The organism is Nocardia brasiliensis (assembly GCF_011801125.1).
Lineage (GTDB): Bacteria > Actinomycetota > Actinomycetes > Mycobacteriales > Mycobacteriaceae > Nocardia > Nocardia brasiliensis_C.
This window is the reverse complement of the sequence record NZ_CP046171.1, coordinates 5,790,001-5,812,727: the sequence shown is the minus strand read 5'-3', so window position 1 is coordinate 5,812,727 and position 22,727 is coordinate 5,790,001. Positions and strand designations below refer to the sequence as shown.

Annotated in this window: 20 protein-coding genes; 11 read left to right on the top strand and 9 right to left on the bottom strand. The window is 70.1% G+C overall.

Annotated elements, in window-relative coordinates:
• Positions 1-26: 26 nt before the first annotated feature.
• Positions 27-374: a hypothetical protein gene (locus F5X71_RS26385; protein WP_167464436.1), complete on the bottom strand. Its 348-nt coding sequence runs from the start codon at positions 372-374 to the stop codon at positions 27-29.
• A 262-nt stretch (positions 375-636) separates the two neighbouring features.
• Between F5X71_RS26385 and F5X71_RS26380 the strand changes: the two genes are divergently transcribed.
• From F5X71_RS26380 to F5X71_RS26370, 3 genes are all read left to right on the top strand, one after another.
• A complete protein-coding gene (locus F5X71_RS26380; RefSeq protein ID WP_167464435.1) occupies positions 637-1,881 on the top strand; it encodes an AAA family ATPase in 1,245 nt (414 codons plus the stop codon).
• Positions 1,882-1,917: 36 nt separating this feature from the next.
• Complete coding sequence (locus F5X71_RS26375; RefSeq protein WP_167464434.1) at positions 1,918-2,262, top strand: hypothetical protein; 345 nt, start codon at positions 1,918-1,920, stop codon at positions 2,260-2,262.
• 71 nt (positions 2,263-2,333) lie between these two features.
• A complete protein-coding gene (locus F5X71_RS26370) occupies positions 2,334-2,873 on the top strand; it encodes a GNAT family N-acetyltransferase (protein ID WP_167464433.1) in 540 nt (179 codons plus the stop codon).
• A gap of 3 nt (positions 2,874-2,876) precedes the next feature.
• Here the strand turns inward: F5X71_RS26370 and F5X71_RS26365 are convergent, their stop codons facing one another.
• Positions 2,877-3,527 carry an amino acid-binding protein gene (locus F5X71_RS26365; RefSeq protein ID WP_167464432.1) on the bottom strand — a complete coding sequence of 217 codons (651 nt, stop codon included), beginning with the start codon at positions 3,525-3,527 and terminating at the stop codon, positions 2,877-2,879.
• A 360-nt stretch (positions 3,528-3,887) separates the two neighbouring features.
• Here F5X71_RS26365 and gatC point away from each other — a divergent pair, with 360 nt between their 5' ends.
• The gene (gatC, locus tag F5X71_RS26360; protein ID WP_167464431.1) at positions 3,888-4,187 is read left to right on the top strand and encodes an Asp-tRNA(Asn)/Glu-tRNA(Gln) amidotransferase subunit GatC; all 300 of its coding nucleotides are present in this window, start codon (positions 3,888-3,890) and stop codon (positions 4,185-4,187) included.
• Positions 4,184-5,668, top strand: coding sequence for an Asp-tRNA(Asn)/Glu-tRNA(Gln) amidotransferase subunit GatA (gene gatA, locus F5X71_RS26355; protein WP_167464430.1), 1,485 nt, complete (start codon positions 4,184-4,186; stop codon positions 5,666-5,668). Before gatC ends, gatA begins: the two co-directional genes overlap by 4 nt.
• Before the next feature lie 67 nt (positions 5,669-5,735).
• Here gatA and F5X71_RS26350 read toward each other — a convergent pair whose 3' ends face one another.
• The 4 genes from F5X71_RS26350 to F5X71_RS26335 all read right to left on the bottom strand — a co-directional run bounded on the left by F5X71_RS26350 (position 5,736) and on the right by F5X71_RS26335 (position 9,454).
• On the bottom strand, positions 5,736-6,581 hold the full coding sequence (locus tag F5X71_RS26350; RefSeq protein WP_167464429.1) for an SDR family NAD(P)-dependent oxidoreductase: 846 nt from the start codon (positions 6,579-6,581) through the stop codon (positions 5,736-5,738).
• A gap of 157 nt (positions 6,582-6,738) precedes the next feature.
• Positions 6,739-7,182: an SRPBCC domain-containing protein gene (locus tag F5X71_RS26345; RefSeq protein WP_167464428.1), complete on the bottom strand. Its 444-nt coding sequence runs from the start codon at positions 7,180-7,182 to the stop codon at positions 6,739-6,741.
• A gap of 41 nt (positions 7,183-7,223) precedes the next feature.
• Positions 7,224-8,552 (bottom strand): alpha/beta-hydrolase family protein, encoded by a 1,329-nt coding sequence (locus F5X71_RS26340; RefSeq protein ID WP_238815478.1) that lies wholly within the window; start codon positions 8,550-8,552, stop codon positions 7,224-7,226.
• A gap of 161 nt (positions 8,553-8,713) precedes the next feature.
• Positions 8,714-9,454 carry a hypothetical protein gene (locus tag F5X71_RS26335; protein ID WP_167464426.1) on the bottom strand — a complete coding sequence of 247 codons (741 nt, stop codon included), beginning with the start codon at positions 9,452-9,454 and terminating at the stop codon, positions 8,714-8,716.
• 167 nt (positions 9,455-9,621) lie between these two features.
• Here F5X71_RS26335 and F5X71_RS26330 point away from each other — a divergent pair, with 167 nt between their 5' ends.
• Positions 9,622-10,839, top strand: a complete 1,218-nt coding sequence (locus tag F5X71_RS26330; protein WP_428981397.1) for a sensor histidine kinase — start codon at positions 9,622-9,624, stop codon at positions 10,837-10,839.
• Positions 10,840-10,881: 42 nt separating this feature from the next.
• Positions 10,882-11,547: a response regulator gene (locus tag F5X71_RS26325; RefSeq protein WP_167464425.1), complete on the top strand. Its 666-nt coding sequence runs from the start codon at positions 10,882-10,884 to the stop codon at positions 11,545-11,547.
• Positions 11,548-11,557: 10 nt separating this feature from the next.
• Here the strand turns inward: F5X71_RS26325 and F5X71_RS26320 are convergent, their stop codons facing one another.
• Complete coding sequence (locus F5X71_RS26320; RefSeq protein ID WP_167464424.1) at positions 11,558-12,457, bottom strand: hypothetical protein; 900 nt, start codon at positions 12,455-12,457, stop codon at positions 11,558-11,560.
• A 269-nt stretch (positions 12,458-12,726) separates the two neighbouring features.
• On the opposite strand from F5X71_RS26320, the gene F5X71_RS36680 reads away from it, so the two are divergent.
• Positions 12,727-14,598: a serine/threonine-protein kinase gene (locus F5X71_RS36680; protein ID WP_203218211.1), complete on the top strand. Its 1,872-nt coding sequence runs from the start codon at positions 12,727-12,729 to the stop codon at positions 14,596-14,598.
• Between the two features lie 9 nt (positions 14,599-14,607).
• On the opposite strand, the gene F5X71_RS26310 is transcribed toward F5X71_RS36680, so the two are convergent.
• Complete coding sequence (locus tag F5X71_RS26310; RefSeq protein WP_167464423.1) at positions 14,608-17,100, bottom strand: ABC transporter permease; 2,493 nt, start codon at positions 17,098-17,100, stop codon at positions 14,608-14,610.
• The gene (locus F5X71_RS26305; protein WP_174817143.1) at positions 17,097-17,804 is read right to left on the bottom strand and encodes an ABC transporter ATP-binding protein; all 708 of its coding nucleotides are present in this window, start codon (positions 17,802-17,804) and stop codon (positions 17,097-17,099) included. Before F5X71_RS26305 ends, F5X71_RS26310 begins: the two co-directional genes overlap by 4 nt.
• A gap of 339 nt (positions 17,805-18,143) precedes the next feature.
• Between F5X71_RS26305 and F5X71_RS26300 the strand changes: the two genes are divergently transcribed.
• Genes F5X71_RS26300 through F5X71_RS37800 form a run of 3 tightly spaced genes read left to right on the top strand, consistent with a single transcriptional unit; the run spans position 18,144 to position 22,685 of the window.
• Entirely contained in the window at positions 18,144-19,469 is a 1,326-nt protein-coding gene (locus tag F5X71_RS26300; RefSeq protein ID WP_167464422.1) for a sensor histidine kinase, read from the top strand.
• Positions 19,466-20,161 (top strand): response regulator, encoded by a 696-nt coding sequence (locus F5X71_RS26295; protein ID WP_174817142.1) that lies wholly within the window; start codon positions 19,466-19,468, stop codon positions 20,159-20,161. Before F5X71_RS26300 ends, F5X71_RS26295 begins: the two co-directional genes overlap by 4 nt.
• Positions 20,162-20,204: 43 nt before the next feature.
• On the top strand, positions 20,205-22,685 hold the full coding sequence (locus F5X71_RS37800) for a serine/threonine-protein kinase (protein WP_194250733.1): 2,481 nt from the start codon (positions 20,205-20,207) through the stop codon (positions 22,683-22,685).
• Positions 22,686-22,727: the final 42 nt, after the last annotated feature.

The window sequence follows — 22,727 nt, the reverse complement described above, 5'->3', positions numbered from 1 at the left end:
GCACCAGGTCCCTGGCGGGGCCGGAGTCAGTTCCGGGTGACCGAGACGGTGGCGCTCTCCTGGGTCATGATCTCGAACCGTCCGCAGGTGCCGTTGGAGAGCTCGAGGCGCTGGGTGACATCCTGTCCGCGCAGCTTCGGGAAGGTGGCCTCGGCGACCACATCGGCCCCCGGCATCGAGCACACCTTCGCTACCGTCTTGGTGCTGTAGCTGGTCGTGCCGGTCACGCACGCGGGCTCGGCGTTGGCGAAGAAGATGCGCGCGGTGCCGTCGCTACAGGTGTCGGCGGCCGCGTGTGGCGCGACGACCGCGATCGACCCGAGGGCGAGCGCGGCGGCGACGGAGCTTCGGACAACAAGGCGACGAACCGTCATACCTGATCACTACCCATCGGTTTCGAGCGTTTCTCGCAGGTGCGGCCCCGGTCGGGCCACAGCGTCCAGCATGCTAACCCGGTTCCGGGTGGTTTGTCGGGCGATCAGCGGAGGTCAGCCGGTCCGCGGTAGTCCGACTAGACCTGGGAGCTCTCTATATGCGCAATAGCTATGACTGGTTGAGATCTGTGCAGTCGAGTGTGGCGGCGCTCGCAACGCCCCTGCTGTCGCGGCGGCCGCCGCCGGAGGACAGGATGGCGGGATGCTGCGCAGTTTTCAGGTGACCAATCACAGATCGCTGGCCGAGGAGCAGGAGTTGCGGCTCACCAAGGGGAGCGGGCCGGTGGCGGTGCCGGTGACCGCGATCCACGGCGCCGCGGCGGCGGGCAAGACCAACCTGATCGACGCGCTCGCGCGGATGCGCGACGCGGTGCTGCACTCGGTCACCGGCTGGGATCCCTACGCCGGGCCGGTGCGGGCGCCGCATCTCGGATTCCCGGACCGCCCTTCGGAATTCGTGGCGAGCTTCGTCGCCGAGGGCGTGCCCTACACCTACGGCTTCCGCCTGGACAACGCCGACGTGACGGCCGAGTGGCTGCATACCCAGCCGCGCTCGCGTAAGCGAATCGTGTTCGAGCGCAACGGTGAACAGATCAAGATCGGGCCGATGTTCGAGGCGGCCCGCTACGGCATCGCCGCGCTGGTGCCGCTGGTGCGTCCGAACGCGTTGCTGCTCAGCCTCGCCGGGCAGATGTACGCCGACGCGCTGGTGCCCGCCTATCGCTGGTTCGAGTCGATGCTCGAGGTCCAGATCGGTCCGGCCGAGACCGATGCCGTGGCGCACCGACTGGGCGGCCACCTGTCCCGCTCGCCGGAGAACGCCGCGCGGCTGCTGGTGCTGCTGCGCACCGCCGAACTCGGGATCACCGATCTGCTCATCGCCGAGAACGATCCGATGTACGCCGACTACCTGCGCGACCTGGATGCCGACATCGCCGCGCTCGGCAAGCAACTCGAGCTGTGCGCCACCTCGGCGGAGTTCGTCGACCGGCTGCTGCGCGACAGCGGTGCCACGCCGGTGCTGCTCGAACGCGAACTCACCAATATGAAATCGGCCAGGGACGCGCTGTACGCCCGGATGGTGGCCCGGCGCGGGGTGGGCCTCGGCCTGGTGCACGAGGGCATCGGCAACCCGTTCGACCTCGCCGACGAATCCACCGCCACCATTTCGCTGCTGCGCGTGCTGCCGACCATGCTCGACGCCCTCGATTCCGGCCGGGTCCTGGCCGTCGACGACATCGGCGCGCACCTGCCCGCCGAGCAGACCGATCGACTGATCCAGCTCTTCCAGAACCCGGAGACCAATGCCCAAGGCGCCCAACTCATCTACACCACCAACAATCGGGCCCTGATCGATCGCGGCAACGGGCGCTCGGCCCGCACGCGCAGCGTGGTGTGGCAGGTCCGCCGGACCGAGCACGGCACCAGCGAACTCGCCGCGCGGTAGCGCGGGAGCCGCCCGCCGAGGCAATAGCATGGGCCCATGCTCGAATTCGGAATGCTGCTGATCATGGGGCTGGCCCTGGCGGGAATGGTCGCGCTCTATCTGCGCGGCCGCGGCGGCTTCCAGCGCGCGCAGGGGGAGACGGGCACGCTCTACATCACCGGTGTGAGCCCGCGTCCGGCGGCGCAGGGCGAGCAGTACGTGACCATCACGGGCAACCTGACCGGTCCGTCGGTATCGGGCGTGGTCGTCTACGGGCGCTTCGCCTGGGATGTCAACGCCTGGCCGTCGATCGGCGACTACCTCGACGTGGTCTACTCACCGCGCAATCCGCAGAATTGGTCCATCGCGCATCCCGGCGCCAGGCCGAGCCTCGGTTCCTGAGCGCGGGCGGGCGTGACATCGCGGGCGGGTGTGACGTAGACCGAGTTACGTCGAATGGCACGATGCCGGGTATGGATCCGAACGCTGCCACCGATACCGAGAACGCGCTGGAGATTCGGCCCGCGCGACCGGAGGAGTACGCGGCGGTCGGTGAGTTGACCGTCGAGGTGTACGTCGGCGAGGGCTTCGTCCGCGCGGGCACGCCGTACGCGGCCGAGCTGGCCGATACCGCGCACCGCGGCGCGTCCGCGCAACTGCTGGTCGCCGCGCACGCGGGCCGGATCGTCGGGTCGCTCACCGTCGCGCGGCCCGGCACGCCCTACGCCGAGATCGCGCACCCCGGCGAACTCGAGTTCCGGATGCTCGCCGTGGCGAAGACCGCCCGCGGCCTCGGTGCGGGAACCGCGTTGGTACGCACCGTGATCGATATCGCGAAGGCGGAAGGCTTTGCGGCCGTGGTGCTCACCACCATGCCCGCCATGACCGATGCCCGCCGCATCTACGATCGGCACGGCTTCGTCCCCACGCCCGAGCGCGACTGGCGCACGCCCGCAGGCGAACTCCTGACGGTGCTGCGTTTGGACCTCGCGCGAGAGCGCGGCGGCCGGTAATTCTCAGCCGAGCACGGTGGCTACGATGCCCGCGAGATAGCCGAGCCGGGCGACCTCCGACGGCCGGAAGTCCGGGCCACCCGGGCGGCCGAGCATCAGCACCTTGCCGGTGTTACCCAGCGGCGCGGCGGCGAGCTTGGTGTCCATGTCCCGCCAGATCTCGGGCACCCATTCGGATTCCGGATCGAGGATGGCGGGCTTCTCCAGCGGCATCCACGGGGCCGAACCCGCTTGTGTCTCAGGCGCACTCGGGCTGCCGACGACGCGGTAGGCGCCCTGCGGGCCCATGTCGATGATCGTGCTCCAGCCGACGCGCAGCACCCGGGGCACGCCGTCGACGAGCACCTGTAACCGGTCGTCCTTGGCGCTGGCGACCTGGTCGATGAGTTCGAGTTCGCGATGGGTGTCCAGCACACCGGAGTACGGGCGGATGGAGTCGACCCGCACGTCGCCGATCGATTCGGCGGCGGTGATCAGCGTGTCCGGCAGCGCGCCCTGGGGCACCTCGACGACGAGGTCGTCGACGGCGAACCCGGCGCCGCGCTCCACCACGTCCAGCGAGAGGATGTCGGCGCCGACGGAGCCGAGTGCGAGCGCGAGCGAACCGAGGCTTCCCGGTCGATCCGGAAGTTGCACGCGGAGCAGGTACGACACGTGCTTTCCTTTCCTTGGGCGGCCGAGGCTCTGAACGGATACCCGGGTCACGCAATACTTACACCCCTGGGGCCGGGTTATCGACCCGAAGTGCGGCCAGTGATGTACGCCACGCGGCGATTTCGTGACAATACGGCGTGTCGAGCTAGATCGCGAAACCGTGTCGTCGCGCCGCTTCACCTGTTTCAGTTGCCGTCGGCGGCGCGATCAGCCTACTGCGCGGGGGTGACACGGTGGTCCGCTCGCCGGGGTGCGGGTGTGGGTCGCACGGACGATGGCTAGGCTCTTAGTCCGTACGCTGCCACGGTTGCGCCAGGCGCGAACGACATTGTTGATACCGAAGCCGAAAGGGGTCCCGCGGTGCCCGCCATCTCCCGTGACGAGGTCGCACACCTCGCCCGGCTGTCCCGGCTCGCGCTGTCCGATGCCGAACTGGATCAGTTCGCCGGTCAGCTGGATTCGATCCTGAGCCACGTGCGGACCATTTCCGAGGTCGCCGCCGCCGATGTCCCGGCCACCGCGTCGCCGAATCCCACGACCAACGTGACCCGGCCCGACGAGGTCGTCCCCTGCCTGACGCCCGAGCAGGCGCTCTCCGGCGCTCCGGCCGCCGAGGAGCAGCGATTCATGGTTCCGCAGATTCTGGGAGAGGGCGAATGAGCACCGACGGGCGCGAACTGACCGCACTGTCGGCCGCCGAGCTGGCGGGCAAGATTCACGGTGGCGAGGTGAGCTCGGTCGCGGTCACCCAGGCGCACCTGGATCGGATCGCCGAGGTCGACGGCGAGTACCACGCGTTCCTGCATGTGGCGGGGGAGCAGGCGCTCGCGGCCGCCGCCGCGGTGGACGCCGCGCTGGCCGCGGGCACCGCGCCCGCCTCGCCGCTGGCCGGAGTTCCGTTGGCGCTCAAGGACGTTTTCACCACCACGGACATGCCGACCACCTGTGGGTCGAAGATCCTCGATGGCTGGGTCGCGCCCTACGACGCGACGCTGACCACGCGGTTGCGCGCGGCGGGCATCCCGATTCTCGGCAAGACCAACATGGACGAGTTCGCGATGGGCTCCTCCACCGAGAACTCGGCGTACGGCCCGACCCGGAATCCGTGGGATACCACCAGGATTCCCGGCGGCTCCGGCGGTGGTTCGGCCGCGGCGCTCGCCGCGTATCAGGCGCCGCTGGCCATCGGTACCGACACCGGCGGCTCGATCCGCCAGCCCGCCGCGGTGACGGCCACCGTCGGCACCAAGCCGACCTACGGCACCGTCTCGCGCTACGGCCTGGTCGCGTGCGCGTCCTCGCTGGACCAGGGCGGGCCCTGCGGCCGGACCGTGCTCGACACCGCGCTGCTGCACGAGGTGATCGCCGGGCACGACCCGCGCGACTCGACCTCGCGCAACGTGCCGGTGCCCCCGGTGGTCGCCGCGGCGCGCGAAGGCGCCAAGGGCGATCTGAGCGGCGTGAAAGTCGGTGTGGTGAAAGAACTGCACTCCGACAGCTACCAGCCGGGCGTGCTCGAATCCTTCGATGCCGCGGTCGCGGTGCTCAAGGAGCTGGGTGCCGAGGTGATCGAGGTGTCCTGCCCGCACTTCGAATACGCTCTGTCCGCTTACTATCTCGTGATGCCGAGCGAGGTGTCCTCGAACCTCGCCCGGTTCGACGCGATGCGCTACGGCCTGCGCGTCGCCGACGACGGGCAACACAGCGCCGAACAGGTGATGGCCGCCACCCGGGCCGCCGGCTTCGGCCCTGAGGTCAAGCGCCGCATCATGATCGGCACCTACGCGCTGTCGTCCGGGTACTACGACGAGTACTACGGCCAGGCGCTGAAGGTCCGCACGTTGATCGCGCGCGACTTCGACAAGGCCTACCAGCAGGTCGACGTGCTCGTCTCGCCGACCAGCCCGTTCACCCCGTGGAAGCTGGGCGAGAAGGTGGACGACCCGCTGGCCATGTACCTGTCCGACCTGTGCACCCTGCCCACCAACCTGGCCGGGCATCCGGCTATGTCGGTGCCGTCCGGGCTGAGCAAGGACGACGGCATGCCGGTCGGCCTGCAGATCATGGCGCCCGCCCTGGCCGACGACCGGCTCTACCGCGTCGGCGCGGCCTACGAAGGCGTGCGCGGACCGATCGCCTGACCGGATCTGCCCGGAGGACGCCGAGTTCGTGCTCCGGGCAATCGGTTTCGAGTGGCAGACGTGCTGGTCAGGCCGGCCAGGTGAACTCGGGGTCGGTGAGGTAGTCCTGCCGACGCTGATCCAGTGCCATGGCGACCATCTGGTGCGCGCCGGGTCCGATGACCTTGCGCACCGGCGGATTCGGCAGGTTCACCAGCTCGAGCAGTTCGGCGGCGGCGACTTCCGGTGCGGCCTCCTGCCATTCGGCGTTGTCGTCGGTCGCCGGCGGCGGTGTGCTCGGATCCGGATAGTCCGGCATGCCGAGGATGCCGGTGCGCAGATCCTCGTACGCCGGTAGGGCGCCGCCGAATCGCATGCTCGACTTCGCCCAGTCGGTGTCGAAGCCGCCCAGCTGCGCGAGGGTGACCGCGATGCCGAAGGGCCGCAGTTCGTCGGCCAGCGAGGCGCTGAAGCCCTCCAGCGCCCATTTGCTCGCGTTGTACAGGCCGAACAGCGGCAGGCTGCCCACTGCGCCGACCGTTGAGATCTGCACGATGTGGCCGGAGCCCTGCGCCCGCAGATGCGGCACCGCCGCCTGTGAAACCCAGAGCGCACCATAGAAATTGGTGTCCATCTGGTCGCGGATCTGCGCCTCGGCGAGCTCCTCGATCGCGCCGACCAGGCCGTAGCCCGCGTTGTTCACGATCACGTCGATCGTGCCGAGCTGCGCGAACGCCTTGTCGACCGTGGCGATCACGTCCTCGCGGGCACGAACGTCCAACGGCAGCACGGTCAGTCGCGCGTCGCTGAGGTCGGCCATGGTGCGCGGGTCGCGGGCGGTCGCGACGACCCGGTCACCCTTGGCGAGCGCGGCCACGGTGAAGGCTCGGCCGAGTCCGCGGTTGGCGCCGGTGATGAACCAGGTTCTGGTCATGAATCGTTCCTTTCGTCGCGAGACGCTCCGTCTCGTTGAATCGAGAGTGGCAGCCGCGACGCGAGATGTCAAGACGAACCGTACCGTCTCGTTGAATGGGTGGTCTTGGGTGTGGGATTCCCGCGCCCGTTCGGGCGCGGGCGTCAGTGGGGTTCGGTCATGGGGTGCGCAGCGACTCGGCTCGCTGCTGGATGCCCGCGGTCATGCCGGCGAACCCCGATTTCAGCTGCTTGCCGAGCAGGGCCACCACTACGGGATGCAGCCACCCGTTGAGCTCGAAGTGAGACTCGTAGCGGGTGCGGTGGTCGCCGAGCGGGGTGAGGGTGTGCGAGCGCAGACTGTGCAGGGTGCCGAGGGCCACTGGCCGCATCGAGTAGCTCAGCTCGTGTCCCGGTGTGTGTGAACGAACCCATTCGCGCTGCCGGCGCGGGCGGCCGCCGAGCCGCACGACCATGTCGATCGGCTCGCCCGGTACCAGCGAGCTACGGCACTCGGTGACAAAGGGATTCCATTCGCCGTAGCGCGGGAAGTCGGTGATCACCTGCCAGACCAGTTCGGCGGGCGCGTCGATCTCCATGGCGGCGTCGATGACAAAGGGCATGTCGATGATTAGAACATGTTCTAACTCGCTTCGGTGGGCACTCAGCAGCTGCCCATCGCCGTGCCCTGGTCGGTGCCGTAGCGGTGGCCGTGGCCCGCCGGTGCGTCGAGCGCGGCGAGCAGGTCCGCGGTGGTCTGGACGAAGCTGACCACCGGAAGCCAGCGCGGCAGGGGCGCGTCCGAGCGGGCGACGGTCAGGTCCGGCGCGCGCCACAGCAGCGCGGGGGACCAGTGCAGCACCGGGTCCGAGCTGTTGGCCAGCACGGTCGCGCCCGTGCGATGCACCTGCCCGGCGGGCGGTCCGGCCCAGAGCGCGGCACAGGTCCGGCGATCCTGTGCGGCGTCGTCGGCGAAGACGGCGCTGCCGCCGAACGCGCCGAGGCTCTGGCCGTAGAGGTAGAGCCGCGGCTTGTGCTCGAGGGTGCGGATGCGGTCCTCGACCGCGGTGAACAGCGCTCGGGCGGTGGCGACGGCCTGCTCGCGGCCGAACACGAACGTGACCCAGCTCGGCGCGAACGAGTACTGCACGCCGGCCATGGCGACATCGCCGCCGAAGCGCTGCTCGAATCCGCGCACGGCGTTCTTGTCGATCCAGCCAGAGCCTGTCGGCACCATCAGCACCAGATGGGAGCGGTCGAACGCGCCCGCGCGTTCCAGCTCGCGAATCGCCAGCGCGACACGCGCTTCCAGGTTGGGTGCGGATTCCACCCCGACATAGACGCGGACCGGGCCCGCGGGTGACCCGCTGACGAACTTGCGCCCCTCGGCGCCGAGCGAGGACCAGCTCACCGCCGAGTCGGCGCTACCCGACCTGGTGTTCGAAACCGGCTGTACCAGGCTGGGATCCAGCGCCGCGTTGGCGCCGGCGTACGCCGACTGCCGCCACCCGATCAGCGTCGGTGTCACCACGAAGTACACCAGCGCCCCGGCCACCGCGGCCAGCGAAACGCCACGCGCCCAACCGAGTTCGCGCAGCACCCAGCCCACCGCCCGCGCGCCCGCGACGACCGCGCCGACGAGCAGGGCGGCTTCGAGTGACCACCGCACCCAGTACCACGCGCCGATCGGCGCGGCGTCCATCGCGCCCCGCAGCCGGTTCTGCCAGAGCCACGCGTGCGCGACCGCCGCGGTCACGAACAGCAATACCGCGGCGAGCAACGGCGCTCGCACACCGGGCAGCCGCCGATTGATATCGAATCCCCAGCGCCGCACCACGAATCGAGCGAGCCCGGCGAGCCCGAGGCCGATCACCACCAGCAACGCGGTCAGAATCGCCTGTGCGCCAGCGGTACGCGGCAAGAGGCCGGGGCCGAGCGACACCAACGTCCCAGCCCCGACCGCGAGCGTCGTCCCCACCCGGGGCCAGTCCACTCGTCCGGCGACACCTCGAATGACTCGCGCCCGCAACCCCGTACGTCGCCGCGGTGCGCCGTCCGTGGCGGCAGGAGGTTCGGTCGGCCGGTGCACGGCTTGCCTTGCGGTGTGCGGCGTTGTGCGTGTGCCGCTTTCGGTTCGGTGTGGCAGTGTGCTCGTCATTGTGGAACCCCCGGTGCGGCAGCGGGATTGTTGCGGTTGCGGTTGCGTACGGTCAGGGCGGCGGCGAGTCCGGCCAGGCCCGCGCCGAGGACGCCGAGCAGCTGCCATGTGGTGGCGGCGGGGGCGGCGTCGAGGAGCGATTCGGCGACCGGCGCGCCGTAGTCCTGGCGGCGCGAGTTGAGGTCGACGAAGGTGGCGGCGATCGTCGCCATGGTGTCGCAGCGGGCTCTGGAGAACGCGTCGGCGCGGGTGCCGCAGGCCTGGTGCATGTGCCGATCCAGGGTGGCGTCGAGTGCCTGCCGCGCCCAGGGGCCGAGCGGCTCGCCGCGCTCCTCGGCGTAGCGCAGCAGGTCGTAGCCGAGGTCGTGGGCCTTGCACGCGGTGTCGAACTCGGCGGGCAGCGTCACCGGTGACGAGCAGTCACCCTGCGGGTTCACCACCAGTCCGTCGAGCGTGCCGGGCCGATAGCCGAACCGTGCGGGGAAGTCGGCCGGGATGGCGGTGAGCGAACCGGGCCCGCCGGAGGTCAATTCCGCGACCGCCACGCGCGCCAGGGCGCTCTCGGCGGGGGCCCGCAGTTCCGAGGCCGCCGCGGCCTGGGGTGCGGGCGCGAGGAAAACGGTGGCCGCCATCGTGGTCAGCGCGGCGGCGGCGCAGGCGGCGGCGCGCCGGGTGGTGGTGCTCGCGGCCGGCGCGGGCCGCGTCGCCGTGGGCCCTGCGGGGGTCGGTGTGCTCATGGGCTAGACGCTAGGAACGCGCGCCGCTCGCCGACCTCACGCCGGGGACCGGTTTCGGCCGTGCGGCCGGTGGGTGAGCAGGCAGTATGTCTCGCACCGTGGTACGGGGTGCGAAATCACCCGCCGGTATGACGTGCCTGCACCACCCGCTTTCTAGTGTCGTAGACATGATGCAGAAGAGCCGCGCCCGGATCGGGCGCATGTCGGGGCAGATGTGGTTCGACGTGCTGACCGTCCTCGTCGCCCTCGTCTTCTACGCGGTGGCGTGGCCGACGCTGCATCTCACGCACAGCGTCGCGCCCGCGGTGCAGCCGTTCATCGCGGCCCTCGCGGCGTTCCCGATACTGCTCGTGCGGCTCAATCCGCCGCTGGGCTGGGCCATTTCGGCGGGCTCCGGGCTGATCATCGCGCTGGCGATCCCGCATCAGCCGAACAACGAGTTGCCGATACAGGTCGTGCACATTCTGACCCTGTTCGTGCTGCTGCTCGCGGTGGCGGTGTTGGCGGCGCCGCCGATCGTCGCCGTCGCCTGGGTCGCGACCTCGTTGCTGCTCGGCACGACGATGTCGAATCAGAACGGCGAGCTGGGCAGTTCGGTCTGGGGCTGGCCGATCGCGCTGGGTGCGGTGGTGCTGTTCGGTCTGCTGATCCGGTGGTTGGTGGCCTCGCGCAAGCAGTTGGTGCGCCAGGAGGAGGAGAACGAGGTCGAGCGCGCGCGCCGCGCCATCCTCGAGGAGAAGGCGCGCATCGCCCGCGATCTGCACGATGTGGTCGCCCACCACATGTCGCTGGTGGTGGTGCAGGCACAGACCGCGCCGTACCGGGTAGAAGGGGTAACTCCTGCCGCCCGTGCCGAATTCGAGTCCATCGGCGCGACCGCGCGCGAGGCGCTCAACGAGATCCGCGGCATGCTCGGCGTGCTGCGCAGCGACGGTCAGGTCCCGGAGCACACGCCGCAACCCAAGGCCGCCGATGTGCCCGGCCTGTTCGAGAGTGCGCTGCGCGCGGGCGTGCGGATCGCGTGGACGATCGACGGAATGCTCGAGTCGGTGCCCGACGCACCGGGGCTGGCGCTCTATCGGATCGCGCAGGAGTCGCTGTCCAATGCCGCACGGCACGCGCCGGAGGCCGCGATCCAGGTGCGGCTGCGGGTGGGCGGCCCGGTGCTGGAACTCATCGTCGGCAACGGTCCGGGTGGGGTGGCCGCCAAGCCGATCGGCAACGGCGGGCACGGCATCGCGGGCATGCAGGCCCGTGCCCTCGCGGTCGGCGGCACGGTCACCGCGGCGCCGACCGCCGAGGGCGGCTTCGAGGTGCACGCGCGGCTGCCGCTGCATCCGGGTGTCGCACTGGACACCGCCCTGCTCGGTCAAGCCGGTAACTGAGCCGTCTCGCTGGTGTGGGGCGGAGCCGCATAGGGTGGTGCGGTGGCAATAACCGTGTTGATCGCCGACGACCAGGCGATGGTGCGGCAGGGCTTCGGCGCCCTGCTCGCCGCCCAGACCGACATCAGCGTGGTGGGCGACGCTCCGGACGGCAAGATCGCGGTGGCGGAGGCCAAGCGGCTGCGTCCGGACGTGGTGCTGATGGATGTCCGGATGCCGGAGATGAACGGCCTCGACGCGGCCCGCGCGATTCTGGCCGCCGGGTTCGATCCGCCGGTGCGGGTGCTGATGCTCACCACCTTCGATATCGACGACTACGTCTACGAGGCGCTGAGCATCGGTGCGAGCGGCTTCCTGCTCAAAGACGCGCCTGCCGAGGAACTCGTGCGCGCGGTCCGGGTGGTGGCCGAGGGGCAGGCACTGCTCGCGCCGACGGTCACCCGCAGGCTCATCGCCGATGTCACCAGTCGCCGCGCGGCCTCGCGGGTCAAGCCCGCACCGGCGCTGGCCACGCTGACCCCGCGCGAGCGCGAGGTGCTGGAGCTGATCGCGAAGGGCATGTCCAACACCGAGATCGCCGAATCCCTGTTCGTCGCCGAGCAGACCGTGAAAACCCATGTGTCCAAGGTCTTCTCGAAGCTGAACCTGCGCGACCGGGCGCAGGCCGTTGTGCTGGCCTACGAATCGGGTCTGGTCGTTCCCGGCTGAGCGGCTCGGCTCACTGCGCGCAGGCGCCGCCGCGCAATTCGCCCAGGTGCCTGCCGAGCAGCACGGCCAGTCTGCTCAGAATGGCGGTGGAGTCCTCGTAGGTCCCCGAATCGGCTTGTGCGGCAAGGGCGACGGCGACCATCCCGTTCTGCGTCGGCACCACGCCGAACTGGCGAACGGTGTAGATGCCGGTGTCGTCGTCGGGGCCCCAGCCGCCCTTGAACACCGCGCCCTCGAGGTTGCCGAGCCCCCAGGACTGGTCGGGGGTGATCTCGGCCATGAGTTCGGGCACCTGGAAGGTCTCGGGCAGGCACAGCAGCCGGGACGCGAAGCGCACCTGGTTGGCCAGCGTCCACTCGGTCTGCCCGAAAGCGGTGTAGTCCAACCTGGTTCGCGGCCCGGCGAGGCCGGTGGTGGAGTCGCCGGCCTCGTCGATCACGTCCTGCACCGCCTGCGCCGCGGTCAAGCCGTCGCCGAGCGATTGCCAGAGTGCCTCGGCCGCACCGTTGTCGGAGACGGTGATGGCGGCCTCGGCGTTCGCGGCGACGTAGTTGTCGGCGTTGTGCCGCAATGCCGCGATGGCCAGCGGCACCTTGATCGTCGACCACGCGATGCCGCTGACCCAGTCGCCGAAGATGGTCATCCGGCCGCCGCCGACCGGCATGATCGCCAGACCGACCTGGCCGCCGAGGTTCGGTTGCAGCTGGGTGAAGTCGGCCGCGAGCGAATCGGGGATGGACACCGAGAGCCCGGGCCGGAACGAGCCCGCGGTGTCGACCACCACGGCGGGCTGGTCCTCGTCGCGGTCGCCGGGCAGCAGGGCGCACGAGGTCATTACGAGCAGCGTGAGCAGGGCGCTCGCGCGCAGCGCGACGCGATACCCGAAGCGTGTTCCCGTCGACTTCACCACGCGTCCTCCCCACCACCCCTGCGTGATCGCTGTTCGTCGGCGGTGCAAAATTTAGCTCATCGGTCGGTCCCGATCGGTAATCGGGCGTGAGGCCATCATGAACGCCCAGTGGAACGTTGACGTAACGATGGGGATCTCCACCCTAGTTTCGCCGATCGCCGCGAAGAATTCGAAACCGTGTGGCCACGGGGGTACCGCTATGCTCCAGGATCTGAGGGAGCGCACGGACGTGGCAGCGCGGCGTCGCGGGAAAATCGGAAGGGATCGTATTGCTGACCAGCGGTGAGGTGTTCGCCGGGTTCACCATCGAGAAGTTACTCGGGCAAGGCGGCATGGGATCGGTCTATCTGGCCCGACATCCCAGACTGCCGCGCCAGACCGCGCTGAAACTCCTCAACCGCGAGCTGTTCACCGACGTCGAGGTGCGCGCCCGCTTCGAGCGCGAGGCCGACCTGGCCGCCCAGCTCGACCACCCGAACATCGTCCAGGTGTACGACCGCGGCACCGAGGACGACCAGCTGTGGATCTCCATGCAGTACGTCGACGGCGTCGACGCCGCGACGGTCAACCCGCAGAATCTGCCGCCGGAGCGCGCGGTGCAGATCATCGAGGGCGTCGCCGACGCGCTGGACTACGCGCACGGCATGGGCGTGCTGCATCGCGACGTGAAGCCCGCGAACATCATGCTGGCCAGGTCCAGCGGCAACCGCGAGCGGGTGTTCCTCACCGACTTCGGCATCGCCAGGCTGCGCGAGGACTCCACGCACCTGACCCAGACCGGCATGTTCACCGCGACCCTGGCCTACGCCTCGCCGGAACAGATGACCGGCGCGCATCTGGATCACCGCTCCGATCAGTACTCGCTGGCGTGCGCGCTGTACTGGCTGCTGACCGGGGTGGCGCCGTTCGACGCGCCCGCGCCCGCCGACATCATCCGCGGCCATCTGCAGCTGCCGCCGCCCTCGGCCGCGGCCCGCCGGGCCGGCGTCACCCCGGCGCTGGACACCGTGCTCGCGGTCGCGATGGCGAAACGACCCGATCAGCGGTTCGCGTCCTGCGCCGATTTCGCCGCGGCCGCCCGATTGGCGCTCACCACCAATACGCCACCGCCGCTGCCGTACACCCCGCCCGCGCCGACCGCGCTCGCCCAGCCGCCGATGCCCAGCCAGGGCGCGTATCAGGCGGCGCAGCCGACCTACGTGCCGCAGGCCGCCGATGCCGCGTGGAAACAGCAGGGGCAGAGCGCTTTCGCGGGCCAGCAGTTCGCCTCCGGCGGCTATCAGGACGCGGTACCGGTTGCCGGACAGTCCTTTCCGTCGGCGGGCTATCAGGACGTGCCGCCCAACGCGGGTGCCGGGCAGCCGCTCCCACCCGGCTACGGACCGCCGAATTCCGGTGTCGCGCAGTCCTTCCCGCCACCCGCCCCGCCGCCGATGGGCTACGCGCAGGCCACCGGCTATCCGATGCCACCGCAGCGGCGCTCGAACACGGGCCTGCTGGTGGGGATCGCGCTGGTCGGCATCGTGGTGCTGGTCGGCGCCGGGGTGGTGATCGCCAAGCTGACCTCCTCGGATTCGTCCTCGCCGACCGACCAGGCCAAGCCGCCGACGGCCGCCGCGGCCGCGACCACCGACGCGGACGCGCTGGCCAAGGCGTTCCCGAAGATTCTGCCGCAGGGCGTCGACACCAAGTACGGCGTCGGCAGCGGCAAGGGCTACCAGGACAAGACCTGTTTCCTCGGCACAGCCAAGCCCGGCAAGAAGGTGTCCAGTTCGGCGGGCGTGCCCGATTTCGCGAACTGGGAGACGGTCTGGAACTGCTGGGGCGTGCCGATCAACCAGCCCGATTTCACCGCGATCGCGTTCAAGAGCGCCGAGGACGCCCAGGCCGCGGCCCGCGACCTGCCGTCTAACACCAAGGCGAGCGAGACCGCCAACGGCAAGCCGTACACCACCTACCGGTGGCAGCAGAAGGACAGCGGCCTCCCGGACGGGTATCTGGTGGTCAGCTTCGACAACGACCCGGCGCGCGCGAACTACCTGTTCTTCGCGCAGGTCACGATCACCGACAGCATGCCGGACTCCGGCTTCGGGCTGACCCAGCAGAAGTTCAAGGCCTGGTTGGCCAGTCTGCCGCTGTAGCAGGGAGATTCAGTCGACCGCGAGCGCGGCCACGATCGGCAGCCGGGCCGCGCGCACCGCGGGCGGGATCGAGCCGAGCATGGCCAGCGCGAGCGCGGCCGCACCGTAGGCCAGCAGGCTCGGGCGCGGCTGGTAGGCGACGTCGATGGTCAGCGCGTGCGAGATGGCGACGGTGGCCAGGTACTGCACGGCCAGGCCGACGACGAGACCTAGTGCGGCACCGACCAATCCGATGCCCGCGGCCTCGGCGAGCACCGAGCGCATCAGGAAGCGCTGGTTCGTGCCCATGGCGCGCAGCACGCCCAACTCTCTGCGCCGTTCGAGCACCGACAGCATGAGCGTGTTCAGCAGCGCCACCGTGGCGACCAGCACGACGATCCACAGGATCGCGTTGCTCATCGCCGAACCCTGCCGGATGCTGGAGGCCGCCGCGACAACGGTATTCGGTCCGGTGTCCACGTGCAGTTCGGGCGGGACCACCTGCCGGATCGCCGCCAGCACCGCCGCGTGATCCGCACCGGGTGCGAAGTCGGCGGACACGATCGTCTCGCCCGGTCGCTCGTACCACGCGCGCATCAGGTCGAGATCGAGCACGACCACGCCCGCGATCGCCGAGAAATACGGAATCACCTGCAGCACAGTCACGGTGTGCGCGCCGGTCGGCGTCGGCAAGGTCAGTGCGGCGCCGACGTCGACGCCGAGATCGCGGGCGATGTCGCGCGAGATCACCACACCCTGACCGGCGGAAAGCCGAGCGGCCGCCTCGTCGTCGAGCAGGTGCATCCTGGTTTCTCGTGCGTCGGCGGGAAAGCCCTGCAGCATCACCCGGCCTGCGCCGAGCGTGGCGAAGGCCATCTGTGCCCGGCTCACCGAGCGCACGCCGGGGACGGCGGCGATCCGGTCGGCCAACCCGGCGGGAAGTGCGGGGCCGGTGGGGAATTGGTCCATGGCGGCGTGGCTGACGTAGACGTCGTTCTCGGCCAGGTCCTGAAAGGTGGTGATCGCCGAGTCCACCATGTCGGTCGTCGCGCCGCCCATCGATACGGTGGCGGCCACGCCGATCAGCACGGTCATCACGGTCGCCCAGACCCGCCGCGGCGCGCGTTCCAGCGTGGTGGCGCCGAGCGCGCCCGGTGCGCCGAAGCGCCGCGCGGTCGCCGCCGCGCACCGCACGATGGGGCCGATCGCGCCGAAGCAGAGCACGACGGCCGCGATGATCGCGATCGAGACGGCGGCGAGCGAGTAACGGCCCAGGTCGATTTCGGCGATCGCCATCGCACTCACCGCCAGCGCGAGCCCGAGCACCACCGCGGCCCGACGCCACGCGGCGCTCGCGGTGTCGGCCCGGCCGACGCCGACCGGAACCAGCGCCTCGACGGGCTCGACCTTGTACACCTGACGCGCGGCGATGCAGGCGGCGAGCACACTGGCGAGCACGCACGCGGCGATCGCGAACGGCACGGCGTAGCCGGGCACCAGGTATTCGGTGCGCGCCTCCACCGACGACAGCACCGCGGCGGGTAGTCGGCCGATCGCGATGCGGCCCATGAAGATACCGATCAACGCGCCGACCGCGCCGCCGCACAGGCCGAGCAGCGCGGCCTCGGCCAGCAGGTCCCGCACCAGCGGCCCGCGCTTGCCGCCGATGGCGCGTAGCAGCGAGAGCATCGGCCTGCGCTGCGCGATCGCCATACTCATCGCGTTGTAGATGAGGAATGCCGAAACGATCAGGGCCGCGGCCGAAGCCATGGTGGTCGAATAGCGCACGAGCTGGATCGCGCCGCCGGCCTGGGCGGTGCGCAGGCTCGGCTCGGCGACCACCGCGCGACCGTCCACCGCCGCGGTGAGTGCGGTGCGCAGCGCGGCCACCGAGACGCCAGGCGCGGGGATGATCTGGATCGAGTCGAGGCGGCCCGGCCGTTCGGTCAGCCGCTGCGCGAGCCCGAGCGGCGCGGCGACCAGATGACCACCGTTGAGTCGTGCGGAGCTCCGCTCGTCGAGCACGCCCGCGACGGTGACGGTCCCCGTGCCCAGCGAGAACTGTTCGCCCTCATGATGTCCCATGGCGGCGCCGACGAGTACACCGTTGGGGACCGAGAGCAGCTTGCCGGTCTGCGCGGCCAGCGGCCCGGCCAGCTCGCCGCCGAGCGCGGCGATGTTCTGGTCGGCGCCGATGAGCAGCGCGCGGTTCGCGCCGGCGCCGAGCTGCGCCCGCAGCATCGGCACCGCCTTGTCCACGCCCGGCGTGTGCGCGACCCGTTGCAGCAGTTGCTGATCGAAGCCCGCGTCGGTGATCCCGGTGACCTCGAGCGCGGCTCGGCCGCCGAGCGCCTCGGTGAGCCGCTGCACCGACCCGGTGACCGAGCCGGAGATGCTCAGCACCGCGACGAGCAGGCCCGCCGACACCCCCATCACCACCAGCGAGAGCACGGTGCGCCCGCGATGGGCGAGCAGCTCACCGATATTGAACAGCCGCAGGCGATCCCATGCGGCGCCGATCACGCGATGGCCGATCGCACCGCGGGTTCGTTCGAGCCGATCCGTCCGTCGCGCAGGGTGACCACTCGATCGCAGTAGGCCACTGCGCCCATGTCGTGGGTCACCATGACCACAGAGCTGCCGGAACCGGCCAGCTCGCTGAGCAATTCGAGGATCGATGCCCCGGTCTTGGAGTCGAGATTGCCGGTGGGCTCGTCGGCCAGGATCAGCGGCGGGTCCATGATCAGGGCCCGCGCCACCGCGACCCGCTGCATCTGTCCGCCCGACAGCTCGGCCGGACGGTGCTCGGCACGCTCGCGCAGGCCCACGCGGTCCAGCAGTTCCAGTGCCCGCGGCTTGGCCTTGCGTAGTCCGGTGCCGTCCAGCAACTTCGGGAGCGCGACATTCTCCCACGCGGACAGGGTGGGCAAGAGGTTGAAGAACTGGAAGACGAAACCGACGCGACGGCGCCGGAACTCGGACCGGCGCTCGTCGTCGAGCGCGCCGATCTCGCTGCCCTGGAACCGGATCGAGCCGGAATCGGGGGTGTCCAGCGCGCCGAGTAGATGCAGCAGTGTGCTCTTGCCGGAACCGGATGGCCCGATGATCGAGGTGAACGCGCCGGTGTCGACGCGTAGATCGATCCCGTCGAGGGCGCGGACCGACTGCCCGCCCACTCGGTATTGCTTGGTGACGCCGGACAATTCGAGCATCGCCGCTGCCGGCATCGCTGCCCTCCGCTGTGATCGGTCGAATACCAATTGGTCGTCTCTCGTGGTGTCAGCGAGCCATGACCTCCGCTGCCCGCGCGCGCAGGGCAGGCCGCTCGGCGGCCGGCTCGAGGTAAGCGTCGGTCGCGGACGGCCCGCGCGTCAATGCCTGATCCAGCTTCGCGTCGAGACGGTTGTTCCAGCCCCGCCTGCCATGCGACGACGCGTCTCACGCTACGGAGGTCGCGAGATGATGTCTTCGTGCCAGGGACCTGAATAGATCTCCGACCACGGTAGGAGAGGCGGACCGCTCGTAGCACGATGTCTCGTCCGGTCGCGGCCGGTTAGCCTTGGCGCATGGGTGTGATCGGCGTCTCCGCGCCGGCGGGTGCGCCGGGACGGGCGACCCGTGTGCGGCGCCGGGTCGCGCTGGGGTGGCAGCACACCAAGGAGCGGGTCGCCGAATTCGTCCGCGAACCGGTGGCCTCGTTCCAGCGCCGGGTCGAGGAGCTGCCGTTCGACTACCCGCCCTCGGTCATCGTGGCCGTGGATCTGTCGCTGTTCGTCGTCGCCGTCGCGGCGGCGATCCAGCGGCACAGCTATTTTCCGACCCTGCTCCCGATCATCGCGGTCCTGCTGACCGGCGCATTCGGTCCGATGTACGCGTTTGTCGGGGTGATGCCGCGGCCACTGACACTCGGCCTGTTCGCCATGCTCGCCGAGGCGCTGTTCCTGCTCCAACCGGTCTCCCCGGATCTCGCGCCGTTCGTGCTCGTCGCCGCGGCGGGCGAGGTGGCGGCGATCGCGCCGAAATGGGTCAGCGTCCCGATCACCCTGGCGTTGATGCTGGAACTGGTCGTGTTCGACCTGTATCGGGATATGGCACAGGGGTTGCCGACGTACGTGGTCGCCGTCGCGTTCGGCTGGATGGCCGGGTTGATGCTGCAGTACCAACGGCGTTCGCTCTACCAGGAACGGGGCTATCAGGACATGCGCGCGGCCCAGGCGGCCGACGAGGAACGCCGCCGGATCGCGCGCGAGGTGCACGACGTGATCGCGCACTCGCTGAGCATCACGCTGCTGCACATCACCGCGGCCCGGCACGCGTTGCGCACCGACCGCGACGTGGATGAGGCGGTCGAGGCGCTGGCCGAGGCCGAACAACTCGGCCGACAGGCCATGGCGGATATCCGGCGCACGGTCGGGCTGCTCGACGCGCGACCGTCGAAGCTGGTGCCCGAGCCGACGGTGCACGACATCGAGGCACTGGTCGGCGATTTCGCGCGGGCGGGCCTGGACGTGCGGTACCGGTGCACCGACGATCTGCGCGAGGTCTCGCCCGCGGTCGGCCTCGCGCTCTATCGCATCGGTCAGGAATCGCTGGCCAACGTCGTCAAGCACGCGCCGGGCGGCACCGCGACGGTGCGCGTGGCGGTCGACGGCACGGCGGCCGCACTGACCGTCGGCAACACACTGCCGGGCGGACTGCCCGCGCAGCTCGGCACCGGCATGGGCGTGTCCGGCATGCGGCAGCGGGCCGAGTTGCTCGGCGGTGCGCTGAGCGCCGGTCCCGGTCCGGACGGGTGGTCGGTGCGGGCCGCCATCCCGCTCGCGCCACCCCGCGCCGGGACGTACTGCTCGATGTGGGAGCCGGTCTCCCGTCGAACCCAGGAGGAGCTGTGACAACGGCATCGAGCGCGGGCGCCGAGGACGCGGTGACCGTCCTGGTGGTCGACGATCAGGAACTGGTCCGTGGCGGGCTGCGCCGGATCCTGCGCAGGCGCGACGGATTCGTGGTCAGCGAGTGCGCCGACGGCGACGAGGTGCTCGCCGCGGTGGCCGCCGAACGGCCCGACGTGGTGCTGATGGATCTGCGGATGAAACGCGTCGGCGGCATCGACGCCACCCGCATCCTGCGGGCCCGCGGCGGCGCGCCACCGGTCCTGGTGCTGACCACCTTCGACGACGACCAGTTGCTCTCCGGCGCGCTGCGGGCGGGCGCGGCCGGGTTCATTCTCAAGGATTCGCCCGCCGAGGATCTCATCCGCGCGGTGCGCACCGTCGCGGGCGGTGGTGCCTGGCTCGACCCGTCGGTCACCGAACGCGTGCTGTCCACCTATCGGCGGGTCCAGCCGAGCCCGGTGCGGTCCAGCGCGCGGCTCGCCGAGCTGACCGCCCGCGAGTACGAGGTGCTCGAGTTGATCGGGCGCGGCCGGGTGAACGGCGAGATCGCGCGCGAACTCGGCATCTCGGAAGTCACCGTGAAAAGCCATGTCGGGCACATATTCGGCAAGCTCGAGCTGCGCGATCGGGCCGCGGCGATCGTCTTTGCGTTTGACCACGGGGTGGTGACACCCGGAGAATCCACTCTTTGACGGGCAAGGTCACGAGATCATAAACGTGCACTTCTGGCCCGGGATGTGGAGGATTGACGGGGTGGAGGCACCTGGACCGAGAACCGGCACACGGTTCGGGCCGTATGAACTGCGATCGCTGCTGGGCAAGGGGGGCATGGGCGAGGTATACGAGGCTTATGACACGGTGAAGAACCGGGTGGTGGCGGTCAAGCTGCTGCACGAGGAACTCGCCGGTGACCCCGTGTACCAGGTGCGCTTCCGGCGCGAATCGCAGGCGGCCGCACGGGTGGCAGAGCCGCACATCATCCCCATCCACGACTGGGGCGTGATCGACGGTGTGCTGTTCATCGACATGGAATTGATCCGCGGCGTCGATCTACGCACCTTGTTACGCAGCGAAGGACCGCTCACCCCGGTGCGGGCGGTGGGCATCATCGAGCAGATCGCCTCGGCACTGGACGCCGCCCATGCCGGTGGCCTGGTGCACCGCGACGTGAAACCGGCCAACATCCTGGTCACCGAGTCCGACCACGCCTACCTCGCCGACTTCGGCATCGCGCACACCCAGGGCGACAGTGCCGTGACGGTGGTCGGCATGGCGGTCGGCTCCTACATCTACATGGCCCCGGAACGTTTCGACGTCGCCGAGATCACCGGGCGGGCCGACACCTACTCGCTGGCCTGCGTGCTGCACGAATGCCTGACCGGAGCCAGCCCGTTCCCCGCCGCCAGCATGAACGTGCTTATCCGGTCGCACCTGGCCGACTCGCCGCCGCGCGCGAGCGCGCAGCAGGCCGGTATCCCGGCCGGTTTCGACGCGGTGATCAGCCGCGGCATGGCCAAGGATCCGGCCGAGCGCTGGCCGACCGCGTCCGAGCTGGCCGCGGCCGCGCGCGCCGCGCTGACCACCGCCCCGCCCACCGGGCCGATGCTCGTCGTGCGTGCGCCCGCCAAGAATCGCGGACCCGTGCCGCCGGAGTCGACCGGCGAGATCTCGGCGGTGATCCTGCCGAGCGCGCCGACCGTGGTGCGGCCGACCGAGATCCAGTTCACCACCCTCTCGTCCGAGCCCCAGCCCCTGGCCCCTGCCGGACCGCAACCCCGCTGGACGCCGGACCAGGCGCTCCCCCCGATGCGCCCCTTCCCCGACGCCCACCTGTACTCGGAGCAGTCCGGCGCACAGAGCTACCCCGACCAGCCCGCCACCCAGGCATATTCGGCCCCCCAGGGATTCGCCGCCCAGCCGGGTACACCGGGATATCCGAACGACGCTGCGGCCGGGGACTATCCGGACGATCTGGGTGCGAACGGTTACCCCACTCGAGCCGGTGGGAGTGCTTATCCGGATCATGCTGCGACCCAGGTGTATTCGGCGGACTATGGGCCGCTGGGGGCGGCCGGTGATCCTGACCCGCGAGGGTATTCAGCGCAGCCCGGCGGGCCGGGGTATGTGGAGCACGCCGGTGCGCCGGAGCCGGATTACGGGCCACTGAGCGGCACCGGGTCTGCCGGTGCGCCGGGGTATCCGGACCGGTCGGTCCCGCAGGCTTACTCCGAACAGCCCGGCCCGCAGGCTTACTCCGAACAGCCCGGCCCGCAGGCTTATGCCGAACAGCCCGGCCCGCAGGCTTATGCCGAACAGCCCGGCCCGCAAGCTTATGCCGAACAGCCCGGCCCGCAGGCTTATTCGCCTCATCCGGGTGCCCAGGCGTATTCGGCGAATGAGCCGTTCGTTGGCGGGCAGGCGTATTCGGAGGTGCCGTCCTACGGGACACAGAAGTTCCCCGACGCCCCCGGCTACCGGGCCCCCGGTCCGATACCGGACTTCCCGGCCGATCACGCGCCGACCCAGGCATATTCGGCACCTGCCGCCGACCCGTACGCCGCACCCGACGAATACAGTGGTCCCGCAGCGTATTCCGCGGCCGCCGAAGCCGATTACCCGCCGCAGGGCAACTATGCGAATCAGCGGGACTACGGCGATCCGGGCTACGCCGAGTACGACGACGACCAGTACGCCCAGCCGGCGAAGGGCCGCTCCATCGTGCTGCCCATCCTGATCGCCGTCGCCACCATTGTGGTGATCTCGGTGGGCGGTGTGGTGGCCTGGCAGGTGTTCGGTTCGGGCACAGTGCAACCGAAGACGACAGCCGACCAGCAGGCGAGCGCCCCGGTCCCGTCGCAGAGTCAAGCGGCCCCGGCACCGGCGACCTCGTCCACGCCGCCGGTCACCACCACACCGGCCAAACCGGGCGCGGTCACGCTGCCCGCCGGCGCGAAGCCGTGTGGCCAGGGCGCGCCCGTGGCCGGCGCGTTCACCCAGTCCGCCACCGGTTCGGCCGTGACGAGTTGTCAGTTCGCCGAGGAAGTCCGGCGGGCCTATGCCGAAACGACTACCGCACAGGGCGGTTCGCGCGATACGCCGCGCACAGTCGTGGCGACCAGCCCGGTCACCGGCCGGGCCTACACGATGAGTTGCCGCAGCGAGGACCAGCTGGTCACGTGCAGCGGCGGTGAAAACGCGGTGGTGTATGTATATTGATCGATCCCGTGCGGCTCGTGTGCGAAAGGCATTGGGCGGCGC

Excerpts from the sequence above, each read along its gene's own strand:
- F5X71_RS26385 (WP_167464436.1), bottom strand. The coding sequence starts at position 374 with ATGACGGTTCGTCGCCTTGTTGTCCGAAGCTCCGTCGCCGCCGCGCTC.
- F5X71_RS26380 (WP_167464435.1), top strand. The coding sequence starts at position 637 with ATGCTGCGCAGTTTTCAGGTGACCAATCACAGATCGCTGGCCGAGGAG.
- F5X71_RS26375 (WP_167464434.1), top strand. The coding sequence starts at position 1,918 with ATGCTCGAATTCGGAATGCTGCTGATCATGGGGCTGGCCCTGGCGGGA.
- F5X71_RS26370 (WP_167464433.1), top strand. The coding sequence starts at position 2,334 with ATGGATCCGAACGCTGCCACCGATACCGAGAACGCGCTGGAGATTCGG.
- gatA (WP_167464430.1), top strand. The coding sequence starts at position 4,184 with ATGAGCACCGACGGGCGCGAACTGACCGCACTGTCGGCCGCCGAGCTG.
- F5X71_RS26350 (WP_167464429.1), bottom strand. The coding sequence starts at position 6,581 with ATGACCAGAACCTGGTTCATCACCGGCGCCAACCGCGGACTCGGCCGA.
- F5X71_RS26345 (WP_167464428.1), bottom strand. The coding sequence starts at position 7,182 with ATGCCCTTTGTCATCGACGCCGCCATGGAGATCGACGCGCCCGCCGAA.
- F5X71_RS26335 (WP_167464426.1), bottom strand. The coding sequence starts at position 9,454 with ATGAGCACACCGACCCCCGCAGGGCCCACGGCGACGCGGCCCGCGCCG.
- F5X71_RS26330 (WP_428981397.1), top strand. The coding sequence starts at position 9,622 with ATGATGCAGAAGAGCCGCGCCCGGATCGGGCGCATGTCGGGGCAGATG.
- F5X71_RS26305 (WP_174817143.1), bottom strand. The coding sequence starts at position 17,804 with ATGCCGGCAGCGGCGATGCTCGAATTGTCCGGCGTCACCAAGCAATAC.
- F5X71_RS26300 (WP_167464422.1), top strand. The coding sequence starts at position 18,144 with ATGGGTGTGATCGGCGTCTCCGCGCCGGCGGGTGCGCCGGGACGGGCG.
- F5X71_RS37800 (WP_194250733.1), top strand. The coding sequence starts at position 20,205 with ATGTGGAGGATTGACGGGGTGGAGGCACCTGGACCGAGAACCGGCACA.